The organism is Pseudophaeobacter sp. (genome assembly GCF_048267565.1).
Classification (GTDB): Bacteria; Pseudomonadota; Alphaproteobacteria; order Rhodobacterales; family Rhodobacteraceae; genus Pseudophaeobacter; species Pseudophaeobacter profundi.
In genome coordinates, this window is sequence record NZ_JBLWXG010000003.1 from 429,858 (window position 1) to 442,769 (window position 12,912).

10 protein-coding genes and 1 tRNA gene are annotated in these 12,912 nt (G+C 59.3%); 3 read left to right on the plus strand and 8 right to left on the minus strand.

The features are described 5' to 3' along the window. Positions 1-85: 85 nt before the first annotated feature. From ACN0VH_RS10650 to ACN0VH_RS10665, 4 genes are all read right to left on the minus strand, one after another. The gene (locus ACN0VH_RS10650; RefSeq protein WP_417700590.1) at positions 86-2,086 is read right to left on the minus strand and encodes a bifunctional metallophosphatase/5'-nucleotidase; all 2,001 of its coding nucleotides are present in this window, start codon (positions 2,084-2,086) and stop codon (positions 86-88) included. 398 nt (positions 2,087-2,484) lie between these two features. Next, positions 2,485-2,643 (minus strand): hypothetical protein, encoded by a 159-nt coding sequence (locus ACN0VH_RS10655; RefSeq protein ID WP_417700591.1) that lies wholly within the window; start codon positions 2,641-2,643, stop codon positions 2,485-2,487. Further along, positions 2,640-5,783, minus strand: a complete 3,144-nt coding sequence (locus tag ACN0VH_RS10660; RefSeq protein ID WP_278922683.1) for an efflux RND transporter permease subunit — start codon at positions 5,781-5,783, stop codon at positions 2,640-2,642. The genes ACN0VH_RS10655 and ACN0VH_RS10660 overlap by 4 nt, the downstream gene beginning before the upstream one ends. A gap of 8 nt (positions 5,784-5,791) precedes the next feature. Then, positions 5,792-7,003 (minus strand): efflux RND transporter periplasmic adaptor subunit, encoded by a 1,212-nt coding sequence (locus tag ACN0VH_RS10665; RefSeq protein WP_278922682.1) that lies wholly within the window; start codon positions 7,001-7,003, stop codon positions 5,792-5,794. A 67-nt stretch (positions 7,004-7,070) separates the two neighbouring features. Between ACN0VH_RS10665 and ACN0VH_RS10670 the strand changes: the two genes are divergently transcribed. Together ACN0VH_RS10670 and ACN0VH_RS10675 are read left to right on the plus strand one after the other, a co-directional pair. Then, the gene (locus tag ACN0VH_RS10670; RefSeq protein ID WP_417700592.1) at positions 7,071-7,697 is read left to right on the plus strand and encodes a TetR/AcrR family transcriptional regulator; all 627 of its coding nucleotides are present in this window, start codon (positions 7,071-7,073) and stop codon (positions 7,695-7,697) included. Between the two features lie 563 nt (positions 7,698-8,260). Continuing rightward, on the plus strand, positions 8,261-9,814 hold the full coding sequence (locus ACN0VH_RS10675; protein WP_417700593.1) for a hypothetical protein: 1,554 nt from the start codon (positions 8,261-8,263) through the stop codon (positions 9,812-9,814). Between the two features lie 327 nt (positions 9,815-10,141). Here the strand turns inward: ACN0VH_RS10675 and ACN0VH_RS10680 are convergent, their stop codons facing one another. Next, positions 10,142-10,588 carry a hypothetical protein gene (locus tag ACN0VH_RS10680; RefSeq protein WP_417700594.1) on the minus strand — a complete coding sequence of 149 codons (447 nt, stop codon included), beginning with the start codon at positions 10,586-10,588 and terminating at the stop codon, positions 10,142-10,144. 207 nt (positions 10,589-10,795) lie between these two features. After that, positions 10,796-10,871, minus strand: a tRNA-Trp gene (locus ACN0VH_RS10685). 174 nt (positions 10,872-11,045) lie between these two features. Between ACN0VH_RS10685 and ACN0VH_RS10690 the strand changes: the two genes are divergently transcribed. Continuing rightward, the gene (locus tag ACN0VH_RS10690; protein ID WP_417700595.1) at positions 11,046-11,741 is read left to right on the plus strand and encodes a lysophospholipid acyltransferase family protein; all 696 of its coding nucleotides are present in this window, start codon (positions 11,046-11,048) and stop codon (positions 11,739-11,741) included. Between the two features lie 50 nt (positions 11,742-11,791). Here ACN0VH_RS10690 and ACN0VH_RS10695 read toward each other — a convergent pair whose 3' ends face one another. Together ACN0VH_RS10695 and ACN0VH_RS10700 are read right to left on the minus strand one after the other, a co-directional pair. Further along, positions 11,792-12,532, minus strand: a complete 741-nt coding sequence (locus tag ACN0VH_RS10695; protein ID WP_417700596.1) for a hypothetical protein — start codon at positions 12,530-12,532, stop codon at positions 11,792-11,794. Positions 12,533-12,726: 194 nt separating this feature from the next. Continuing rightward, positions 12,727-12,912, minus strand: a 186-nt coding sequence (locus ACN0VH_RS10700) for an EF-Tu C-terminal domain-related protein (protein WP_490362985.1), incomplete at its 5' end; no start/stop codon positions are given.

The following is a 12,912-nucleotide window of genomic DNA, read 5'->3' on the forward strand; positions in this document are numbered from 1 at the left end:
GTGCATCAACGGCAGCTCTGCGTAGAGAAAGCCCCGGCCGGGGCGTCCGGACGGGGCTCTTGATTCCTCGGGGTAAGCGTGACGGTTAGGCGATGATCAAGCGTCCATCCAGCCGCGCGGTTTCGGCACTAATGCCGCCATCCTGGCGGATCTGAGCGATGATCTCGTTTCGATAGACCAGACCGCTTTCCTCGTAATCCAGACCGCGCAGGTCCATGCCCGGGATCTGGCCGGGTACCCCGGCGCCGATGGCCTTGCCGTTCCAAGCTTCAGAGAAACCGCCAAGCCGAACGTAGCTGTTGAAGGCCACGCGGAACAGGCGTTCAGGCATGCTGGCGAGTGGCTGGCCATGCAGGGTGATCTCCTCGGCGCGGGCTTCGCCGACGCTGTCGCCCAGCACCAACCGATAGCGCAGTCCTTCGGAGAAATGCAGGAAACCACGCGAGATGAAGCCCTTGAAATCAAGGGTATCGGCCTCTTCGGGCCGGACGATGCGCTTGGCGTTTGATTGCACCATCTCGTGAATTTGCGCACCAGTCATCGTGGCGACATGCACCTGGTCGGCATAGGGCATCACGTCATACCAGCTGCCGAAGGACAGCGGCCCCTGCGCCACGCCTGCCAGAATTGCGGTGGCGTTGAACAGGGCCAGATCGATCGTGCCATTTGCAAAGCCTGCAGAGCGTTTCACCAGCGCGTCGTTCATGAAGTTCAGCAGCGCATTTTCCCCGACATAGCGCTCGGCCTCCACGGTCGCGGTACTGACGGCTTCGCCTGCGGTGACGATGCCGATGGTCTCAGCCAGCTTGCTTTGCAGTGCCAGACGCAGGGGCGCGACATGGGTCTCTTCGAAGGCAGTATCGAAATCGCCATCCTTTTCAAGGGTCGCAAACTTTGGATCATCAGCGGCGACCCGGTCATCACGGGGTTTGATCGGATGCAGGCCGACATGTGTGAACCAGCCCTTGCGTCCCTGATCCGCAGCCAGGGACATTGTGATCTCGCCCAGGTACTTCCCGTTTGCCTCGGCCTGGGTCATCAGCACGCCTTCGATAATGTTGTCGGGGTTCAGGCCTTCGGCGTTCAGGCGGGTGTGAGAATGGCCCCCGATAAGGATCACGGGCTTGTCCGTCAGCAGACCCGCGGCGGCCGCGATGTCAAAATCGCCCTCGCCGATCGAGCGGTCCGCGCCCGCCTTGCCCGAGCGGCTTTGGCCGGTGCCATAGCCACAGTGGGACAGGATCACCACGACATCACAGATCTGCGAAAGCGCGGGCATCACGTTGCGGATGGCCTCGACCGGGCTGGCAACCCCCATGTTGGGATCATCGGGCTGGCCGATGCGAGTGTCGACCTGGGTGGTCAGCCCGATGAAGCCGATGCGCAAGCCCTTCACCTCGGCCACGGCGGCAGCGGTGTAGTCGCGGTCGCGCGCGATATGCGCAGAGCTGTGAACATTGGCCGATAGCAGAGGAAAGCGGGCGTCCCGTTCGATCCCGATGCGCAGCATCTCGGCGCCACGGTCGAATTCATGGTTGCCCAGGACCGCGACATCAACACCAGCGGCCGAATTCACCCGATAGCCTGCATCGGCGACAAATTCCTCGGGCGCCCAGCCCAGAAGTTCGTCAAAGACCGAACCGGTGTGGTCGTCTCCGCCGCCCAGCAGCAGCACGACCTCGTTCTCAGCGGCGGCGGCGCGGGTGTCCTGCATCCGGCGCGCGATCTGGGACATGCGATGCGTGTCGCCGCGCTTGTCATCCATATCGGTGATGTGGTTGTGCATGTCGTTGAAGTGCATCAGCCGCAGCACCCGGCGCGCGCCCGGCTCCATCGTGGGGGCGGGCACGGGATTCCCGGCCTCTGTCACGATCTGGCGGATCGGCCCGGCAAGCGGATCGCCGTGCAGCAGAAAGAGACGCTCAATCGTGCCATTCGGGTTCGGCGTGGCGGGCACCAGTAGCAGTTCGCCCGCAGAGGCCTGCGCATTGGCCCGAAAGGCGACGATTGACGAGAGGGCGGCAAAACTTGCGGCGCTGGAGGTAAGGAACGCGCGGCGCGACAGACTGTATTTTGCGTGAGCCATATTTTTGTCCTATTGGTAAAAGAGTTAACCGCGTCAGTACCTCCGGTGCTTAAAGGATATGTGACGAGGCCATGTCATCCTCGTGAAGGTCCCGACATTCCCTTTCTTGGCAAGCCCGGATCTTTCTGTCGGTCGCCTAAGGGCGCTTTGACATGGGCCTGCCACCCCATTGACGACATGCGCCATTCTTGAACGTGGGCTGCCATATGAGATTGCTGCAATTGCGGCGTGCCTGACGGGTGATCCATCTCGACGCTGCAAATGGGTATCTGGGATATGGTGCCGCCCTGCGGTTCGCTTGCGTGGGTGCGATGCCGCTCCGCGATCACAGCACATTCGGCGTGACCCGTTATTTGATCGCTGTGGCGAGCCGCCCCATGATGAGGGGCGGCAGTTGCTCATGCGATCAGCTTGTCAATGCGCCGGGCCTTTTCCCGTTTTCCGGCGAGCCTTGGGACGACGCGATACTCCTCCGCGCGACGCATGAAGCGGTCTTCTTGGGTGCGGCAGAACTGCGCGTCGGCCGCACTGGCGGTGGTCAACAAATGCGCGATCAAGGACAGGGCTGCGACGGGTTTGTTCGGTCAGGTAACCCTGTTTTTCCCTTTCGCGCTATCAGATCGCGCAGTTTCAGAACCGCAACGTAGCACACCGGCACAAGGAAAATCCCCAGCACCGCCGAAGAGGTCATGCCCCCCAGCACCCCTATACCGATCGAGTTTTGCGCCCCTGCCCCCGCACCGGATGCGATGGCCAGTGGCAGCACGCCCAGCATAAAAGCAAAGGTCGTCATCAGGATAGGACGCAAACGCTGCCGCGACGCGACGAGTGCCGCGTCGATCACGGTTTTGCCTTCGTGCAATTGCGACTGGGCAAACTCCACGATCAGGATGGCGTTGCGCGCGGCCAGGCCGATGGTCGTCAGCAGACCCACCTTGAAGTAGACATCGTTTGACTGCCCTAGAAAATAGGCCGCCGCGAGCGCGCCGAGAATGCCGACCGGAACTGTCAGCATCACGGCCAGCGGCACTGCCCAGCTCTCATAGAGGGCCGCAAGCGCCAGAAACACCACAAGGGCGGACAGCGCGAACAGCAACGGCGCCTGATTGCCCGACAGCCGTTCCTGATAGGACAGGCCCGTCCATGCGGTGCCGTAGTTACCGTCGAGTTCCGCCACCAGCTCTTCCATCGCGTTCATGCCGTCACTGGACGACAGCCCCGCCACTGAAGCGCCGCTGAGTTCCATGCCGCGGGTGCCGCCATAGCGCGAGACCGCCTGCGGTTCCTGCGTCCAGCTTTGTTCCGAGAAGGCGGCAAAGGACACCATTTCGCCTGCACTATTGCGCGCGTACCAGCTGTTGATGTCTTCAGGCTGTGACCGCTGTTCGGCCTGCCCCTGCACGATCACCGGACGCAGATCGTTGCCAAGGGCGAAATCATTGACCTCGCGGCCTGCGAAGATGACTGACAGCATCGCATTCACATCGGTGATCGACAGACCGAAGGCCGCGGCCTTTTGTTGATCGATATCCAGCCGAAGTGCAGTCTGGCTGGCGGCCTCGTTGCCACGCAGCGATGTGACCCGCCCATCGGCCTGAGCATCTGCAACCAGCTGGTCAGCGGCGGCGGCCAGCGCCTGTTGTCCCTGCCCGCCTTGGTCGGTCAGATACATGGTGAAGCCGGACGAGCTGCCCATGCCCTGAATGGCGGGCGGTTGCAGCACAAAGATATTGCCCTGGCGGTTGGTGCTGAAGAAATAGCCGTTGGCACGGTTCACCAGCCCGCCGATGTCAAAGCCTTCGCGCGCGTCGTAGTCGCGCAGCTTCACAAAGACCATCGCGTTGTTCTGGCCACTGCCGCCAAAGCTGAAGCCGAGCGCCGCAAAGACGGATTCGACCGTGTCGCTTTCGGCGTTCAGCAGGTAGCTTTCGACCTTTTCGACCAATGCGAGGGTCTGTGCGGTGGTGGACCCGTCGGGCCCCTGGATGATGACCAGCGCCACGCCCTGATCCTCGTCCGGCAGGAACGATCCGGGCAGGCGGTCAAACATCACCACCACACCAAACACCACCGCAGCCAGCACCAGCAGCGCGCGCAGCGGGCGCTTTACATAGCGGGTCACCACAGCCACATAGCCGTTTGTGCCCCGGTCAAGGTTGCGGTTGAACCAGCGGGCGGGCGCGATGCCGTCGCCATGTTTGCGCGGCTTCAGCAGGCTGGCACACATCGCGGGCGTCAGGATGACAGCCACACCCAGCGACAGCACCATCGCCGTGATGATCGTGACCGAGAACTGGCGGTAAATCACGCCCGTTGCCCCGCCCATGAAGGCCATCGGCAGGAAGACCGCCGATAGAACCAGCACGATGCCGACCAGCGCCGAAGTGATCTCGTCCATGCTTTTTTCGGTGGCCTCGACAGGGCCGACGCCCTCTTCCTCCATGACACGTTCAACGTTTTCGACCACAACAATGGCGTCATCCACCAGCAGGCCGATGGCCAGCACCAGCGCGAACATGGTCAGCGTGTTGATGGTGAATCCGGCTGCCGCCAGCACGGCAAAGGTGCCCAGCAGAACCACGGGGATCGCGATGACGGGAATAAGTGTGGCGCGCCAGCTTTGCAAAAAGACAAGAATGACCAGAAACACCAAGACAACGGCTTCAATCAGCGTGTGATAAACTTGCGATATGGATTCTTCGACAAAAGGCGACGTGTCATAGGGATAAACCACCTCAACCCCTGCGGGCAGCGCCTTGGCCATACCGTTGATCGTCTCGCGCACCGCCGCGGCGGTGTCGACCGCATTGGCCCCCGTCGCAAGGTTCACCGCAAAGCCTGCCGCCGGATTGCCGTTGTGGCGCGCCGCACCGCCATAGCTTTCCTGACCGATCTCGATATTGGCCACATCGCCCAGAAACACGGTGGATCCGTCAGGGTCGACACGCAGCAGGATGCTTTCGAATTCGGGAACCGAGGACAGTTGCGACTGCGCCGAAATCGGTACTGTCACCCGCTGGCCGCCGGCACTGGGTTGTGCACCCAGATCACCCACGGTGACATTCGTGTTCTGCGCCGCAACCGCTGCCGTGATGTCGGCGGGGGTAACCTGATACTGGACCATCTTCATCGGATCCATCCAGATCCGCATGGCATAGCCAGAGCCGAAGATGTTGATGGACCCCACGCCGGGCGTGCGTTTCACCGGATCTTCGATCAGTTGCGAGATCAGGTCGCCCAACTCGACGGTGTTCATCTGTCCTTCCGAGGTGGTCAACGCGCCGACCAGCAGGATCGAACTGGTCGACCTTGAAACGCTCACACCACGTTGCTGCACGACGTCGGGCAGTTGTGAATTGACCAGCTGCAACTTGTTCTGCACCTGCACCTGCGCGATGTCCGCATCCACGCTGTCGTCAAAGGTAAGTGAGACTGATGCCGCGCCAGGGGTCGAGCTGGAGGTCATGTAGATCAGACCGTCCAGCGCGGTCATCGCGTCTTCGACAACCGTGGTCACCGAGGATTCCACAATTTCAGCCGATGCGCCCGTATAGCTGGCGGAGATACGCACAGTGGTGGGCGCGATCTGCGGGTATTGTTCGATCGCAAGCGAGTTCAGGCCAAGCGCGCCAACCAGCATAACGACCAAAGCGATCACCCAGGCGAAAACCGGACGGTGAATGAAAAAACGGGCCATGCTGTTCGTTACTCCGTCGCGGACGCGTCGGAGGACGCTTCGGTCGGCATTTCTGCCTGAATTTCGGCGTCAGGCGCATCGGCATCAGGCGCGGCCTCGCGTACCACGCCGTTTGCGTCAAAGCTGACCGGGACAGGCACAACTTCGGCTCCTTCGCTCAGCCCTGTCAGCCCGTCAACGACAACCATATCGCCACCTTCAAGACCGGCAGTAACAATCCACTGTTGCTGGTAGCTGCCGTTTTCGGTCAGATCGCGTTGGCTGACCTTGCCGTCGACAACAACCCACGCCGACAGATTGCCCAGCTTGTCGCGGCTGGTTGCCGATTGCGACACAAGGATCGCCTGCGTGATACCAAGGTCGATCTGTCCGCGCAGGAACATTCCGGGAAGGATCATGTTGTCGGGGTTGTCGAAACGGAACCGCGTGTCGATGGACCCAGTGGAGGTTGACACCGTCACACCCGGCGCGACAAGCGCGCCCTTGCCCTGATAGGTGCGCCCGTTTTCCAACGTCAGCGTGGCGTTCAGCTGATCATTCAGACGCAGGGTGCCATCGGTGATGTCGTCCATCACACTGAGAAACCGCGACGAGGGTTCGTACATATCCACCTCGATCGGGTCCAGTTGCGTGACCGTGGCCATCGCATCCGCCTGCCCTTCGGTCACCAGATCCCCGATCGAAGCCGCCGAGACGCTGGCGACACCCGACAGCGGGCTGGTGACCGTGGTCCAGGCCAGCTGTGCCTGGGCCAGTGTCAGGCTGGCGCGGGCGGAATCCTGACCGGCACGGGCCTGATCCAGCGCGGCGCGGGCGGATTCGACCTGCGCTTGTGTGCTGCCCGACCCGACCAGCTGTTCGGTGCGGGAAAAGGCGGCCTGGGCCTCGGTCACTTTTGCCTCGGCGCCAGCGACCTGAGCCGCAGCTGCCGCGACGTTGGTCTGATAGGTGATGTCGTCGATGCGAAACATCGGTGTGCCTGCTTCGATGGGGCGACCAGGTTCATACAGGATTTCAGTGACGATACCGCTTACCCGCGGGCGGATCGCCGTAGACGATGCCGCCACAGAGCGCCCGGGCAAGGTGACGATCCGCGGCACATCCTGAACCTCCGCCTTGATGACGCCAACCTGTTTGGGTGGCATCTGTGCAGCAACAGAGGTCGCCAGCGAGACCAGTGCGGCCAATGCGGCACCGGTGAAAATGGGAAACTTGTACATGGTCATATAATCCGGTTGTTCCGCGCGTCGTCAGGTGTTGATGGCTGATTGCATAATAATACACAGTGTGCAATATTTACATGATGTGAATAGTTTGGTTGTGCAAGGTATGGGCATGAATCTTCGTGAAAGGCGCCGTTTGCAGACGGCACGAGATATCCAGATGGCCGCCGTCACGGTCGCCCTGCGCAACGGGCTGGACCAAACCACGACCGAAGCCATCGCAATTGAAGCGGGCATCAGCACGCGGACATTCTTTAATTATTACAATAACAAACAGGCTGCGATCCTTGGCGAAGCAATCAGACTGGATATCAAGGGCGCAGGTTGGTTCGTTGAATCGAGTGGACCTATCCTGGATGATCTTGCGAAACTGCTGGGCCAGGGGCTGCATGAAGACCCACTTGACCGCGCTCTGCTGCTGAAAATTATTGCGGTCGTCGATGCGAACCCCGCCCTTCACGATATGTTCCGGACGCGGGTCGACGAAACCTCAAGCTCGATTTCGGGGCTATTGGAAACGCGGCTGGGGTCTGATCTGGCCATCGAGTCGCGGCTGCTGGCGGAACTGTCGACGCGGGCGCTGACTGAAGCAGTGGTCGCCTGGGCGGCCGACGAAACCATGACCGTTGATTCCGTGACGGTCCAGATTGCCGCCAATCTGCGCAGCGTCAGTAAGATCATGTGTCAGTAAGATCATCTGTCTGAGTGCCGGAAAAATGGATTTTTGCTGTGCTTTGCGTGATTGTCGGCAGGTTTCCACCCGCCCTTCATCAGGGGGGGCGTTAAACCGTGGTGGAGAGCACGCGCTTCGGGATCTCTGAGAGCGCTCGAAAGCGGGATGCAAGAGCCGCTGACGATAGGGTCCGAAGCGGGCTTCCGGCTTGCCGCATATCTTTGCACGCGCAATTGGAATTGATTGCTCAGGAGCTGAGACTTCGGAGGCCAGCCTGAAAGGCCTGCGGGTCGAAGGGACCGTCTGCGACAATGCCGCGCGACTGGCGCAACTTTAGGCCGCTCCAGCCATCAACACTGATGACCTCCTCCTGGTTTTCCAGGTGTCCGACACGGGGGCGCCTGATCTGTCTGGGCCACCCCGCGGCGGGTTTAAAATGCTTGCTTCAAACCCAAAGCAGCGACAGGATATGCCTGCAGATCATCCGCTTTGAGAATTTCGGTTGAAACAGAGTTAACCATGCTCTTCGCAGCATTTACGCGACAGAGCGCCTTTTTGTGTAATTAGTGTGAGTATGTTGTATGGCGGATTTTACCGACAAGGACCTCAAGAAGCGTTTACCCGTGACCATCAGTTCCCTGTGGTGGAAAGCCGCCTGGCCGGGGGCGAAACCACCATCATCGGCGGCCAAGATGACGGCGGCGCTCAAGTCCTACAAGGAGGCAAAGCGCGACACCGTGCAATCCTTGCTGGTTACGTCGCTCAACGCGCTTACCGTCGCCAGCAAGGCTGTGCGTAAGGACGCAAGCAGCCTGTCTGCCACGCCGAAACGCAAGAAAGCGATCCTGGGCGATCTGGACAAGCTCGATGAGCTGATCAAGGCAGAACACAAAGCGGCGCTGAAATTCGGTAGCAAGACCCGCGAAGTCTACCGCTACAATTTTGCCGACAAGGTCAACGATAGGCTGAAAGGTGACAAGTACTGCGACGGCCTGAAGTTGAAGGGCAAACAGGTGACGATCATGTTGCTGGAGGTGATCGTTCAGGAACTGGATAAAAAGAACGCGCTGAACACGCTGCATGCGCAATACAGCAATGCCCTCGAGGATACTGTCAAGAAGGCTGCGGCCGAAATTCGGGCACAGTCCAAGGCGCGGGTCGGGATGGATGCAAAAAAAACCGCTAAGGTCTTGGGTGATAAGCTGGACGAACATGCCAACGACCTGGCGGATCTGCATCACAAGGTGCCGACAAATGTTCTGAAGAAGATGGGACTGAATGCATCATTGGAAGCGCAGTATCAGAAGGACCTGAAGAAAAGGCGCGTCAATATTGCCAAGTCGGTAGTTATGACCACTGCCAGCGGTGTGGCCATTGCCTTGCCCGGCACCCAGGCTCTCGCGATTTATGGCTTTGCGCGCTCGGCTGCAGGCCTGACCCAACAGCTGGTTGAACACAACATGAAGATCACCCAAGCTGCTACCCTGTTGCAGGGACATCTGAAATACTTGGCCGTTGCGTTTGACAAGGCCAGCAAGGGCGTCGGTCGGGGCGCATCGGAAACCCTTGGCACCACCCTGAATGCCGCATTGGGCATTGATCTGGTGCCGACGCTGGACAAGGCCAAATCCAGCCTTAAGGATCTCAAGGTCAACACCGCCCATGCCGGTTTCAAGACGCAGAAGCTGACAAATGAAATCATGAATGCAATGGATTCATGCAAAAGCCTGGACCAGACGGTGAACGGCCTGTCCGACACCCATCCTTACAAGAAGATCCTCAAGAAGAACCTCAAACGCAACGAGAAATCGCTCAATGAGCTGCTCGACAAGACAGCGGACCTAGCCAAAAGCTTTAACACAGTGGACCGGAAACTGCCCCATCTTAGCAAGGCGCTGGCGGCGCTTGGCAAGAACAGCAAGCTGCAGGATGGCGTCAACTACACGGCCAAGGTGCTGGTCCAGCTGGGGGCGATCGCTGGTGGCGGCCTGGTGGATGCCACCCACGCGGTGGAAACCGCAGACGCCGCTGTCAAATTGGGAGACAAGGTCGTTGCGATAACCATTGCCAGCGTAGGCTACGCGGATGAACTGCGCGAGACCGGATCGATGATAAAGGATCTCGCCAACAGCTAGGCTGCGCTCAGTTCGTTTTGTCGGCAAACCACGATTTGCATTCGGCGCTTGGCGCATCGGGGGGCTCGGCAGACCGCACCTGCGTCACAGCAAGGGGACGTCAGTCAGACCAAAATATCTTTGTCCGCCGCTCGCACAAGATACGGCAGGCGTTCAATGCGACGATCAAAAGGCACCCAGATCTGTAACGAGATGGAGAGCTATTGAAATCTACGCCGTTGGACCGCTCGACACGGGCGGCCCAACGCGGTCATTTGGTACTGTGTTTCAGTACTGAGATGCGACATGCCAAAGCAGCCATAAACGAGAACGACATTGAAACACGGCCTAATTAATCAGGTTGAGTTTTGTTGCCGCTTGCCGCATTGCCGCAACCGCCCCGAGCAAGGGGTTTGCTGCACATATGGCGGATATTTCATAATAAAACTTGGAACTCTGGAGCGGTATTGAAGGAGACAAAGGCGCTGCTAGGTCGGCCTCTTTTATGTCGTTATCTTCCATGAACCGCCTCATGAGAACAACAAATGGCACTACGTCTTCTTGCGGAAGGCCGAGGTCATCGTGAAACACACCTGCCCTTCTAACGTAAGCAATCTCGGCATCGTGATATGCAAAGATGACCTCCTCGTGCGCTGCGCCCAGCTCTTCACAGGTAGCTCCTACCAGCTCCTCAGCCGTGTAGTGCTTTATTTTAGCGGATCGTGGCCAGACGAAGACAGCCAGCGCGGCAGCAAAAACACAAAAAGACAAGAAAATTACGGCAATCAGCTTCATATCTTCACGTACGATACGCCATGCTTCTTGTCAAAACTGCAAGGCCAGAAGCGTCCCGTCATATCCAAACATGTCCGGGCTATCCGGGCGCGTCGGCACGGATCACAAGATTGCAGCGATCAAAACAATACAATCGTGAAAGTAGGGAATGTTGTAGGAAACGATGTTATGGATGCGAACCTGGAAGGCCTAGATCCTTTAGCTTACTGGCAGGGGCATCAGGGTTCGAACCCGAGACCTACGGTTTTGGAGACCGTCGCTCTACCAACTGAGCTATACCCCTGCAGTGCCGGTGTAACTAAGCCACCTCTGCGTGACTCGCAAGGGGGAAATCAGCAGAAATAGTGGGGTTTTTTGTGGGCCCACCCCGGTGGGCCCTTCACTGTCAGCTCGGCCAGTCGGCAGACTGGCTCTTGCACGGATAATATTCTATGACAGGCAAAAAAGGGATCTACTTTTGAGCCTGCGAAAGAAAATTGCCGACAGTCCTCGCTTCAATCGCACGATCGAGGCGCTTTTTGCCCGCTATGTTGATTTCGCCCATCGTACATCGCGCTGGCAGCGCACCGGGTTTGAGGACATGGATGCGGCGGTGAGCCGTGGCGAGCCAGTGATCTTTGTGCTCTGGCATCAACGGCTGATCATGGCACCCTACCTGTTCGACACCTCGCTCGGGCGCATCTGCGCACTGACATCAGCGGCGCGGGCCGGGCGGCTGGCCGGGCAGATTTTGGTGCGGCTGGGGTTTGAAACCATCCCGATGTCGAGCCACAAACGCCATGTCGCGCTATCGCGCGAAGTGTTGCGACGCACCAAGGAGGGCTGTTCTATCGGTATCGCCGCCGATGGGCCGCGTGGCCCGGCGCGCATCTCATCCGGGGTGCCCATAACCTGGGCACGGATGACCGGCTGTCGAGTCTTTACCGTCGCCTTTGCGCAGCCTCGGGTGCTGAAGCTGCCCACCTGGGACAAGCAGATGTTGCCCCTGCCCTTTTCACGCGGCGTGCTGATCTGTCAGGAATGGACCGACCCGGTGCCGAAAAAGCCCAGCGAGGCCGAGGCCGAGGCCCTGCGGCTCAGCCTGCAAGCCGCGCTGGATGAGATCACCGATCAAGCCGACCTCGCAGTCGGGCGGCCCACCGAACCAAGATAGCAGAGCAGCCTCAGGAAGCCCCCCTTAGCTTCAACCTAAGAGGTTCGACTTCAAGAGCTGCCAATGCTGACCTTGCCCGCGGCAGATCGGCGCTTTTGCACAAGCTTTACAGTGCCAAAGACAAGGCTGAGGCCCGCCAGGACCATCAACACACGCGCCCAGAATCTATTGGCTTCCGCTGCCCGCACCAATTCTGCGCGACGCCCGTCCAGATAGGGGCTGATGAGGACCAGATGCTCCCCAATCTCGTAACCCAAGCGATTGAACCTGCTGCGATAGCGCTGTAACTCCTTTTGCACGCGCTGGTCGGTAAAAGGCACGTTGTCGTAGCGCCCATGCAGCGGCAGCTGCGCCCCTGCCTCTAAACCTGCGCGAACCAGATGCAACAGCTGCTCGCGCTCGCTCTTTCCGGCAAAGGCGAGCCCCGCAATCCGATCCTCGGCGGTGGACAACAGTGGGAGCACTGTAAAGTCCAGAACTGATACCCCATCAATAGCGATGGCGGGCAGGTCCTCGGACCATCTGGCCTGAACCAAAATTTCATCCATCGGACCAAGATCTCGACCGGCATCAAAGTCTTCGACCAAAACAAGCGGCGCGCGTGGGGGATCGGTATCAGCGACGACATTATCCATCGCAATTTGGTATTTTGTGTACTCTGGCCCCATGAGCCTTAGCAGGAAATAGGCCAGAAAAAAGAAGGCCCACCATGGCACGCGCTTGAACAGCCAGATCACCAGCGCCCCTTGCCACCCCACCAGAATCCAGAACAGAAATTTTAAAACCGGCATTTAGTCTTCCCCTCGGGAACCGTCTACGTCCTGTTCCTGCTCCCTATGGTGCCTACCACCTGCTGCGGTAGCAATGCAAAAGGGCGCCCCTTGGGGCGCCCTATTATCTTTTCACTGGGGTGGTTCTCGGCGATTTCCCCGGTTGGGAAAATCACCTGTCACCACTGGCCAGAGTTTCCTATGGAAACTCGGCCTTACTCAGTGATTTTGGACACAACGCCGGCACCAACGGTGCGGCCGCCTTCGCGGATGGCGAAACGCAGGCCGTTTTCCATCGCGATAGGCGCAATCAGTTCAACGTCGAACTTCAGGTTGTCGCCAGGCATAACCATTTCGGTGCCTTCGGGCAGGGTCACGGTGCCGGTCACGTCAGTGGTACG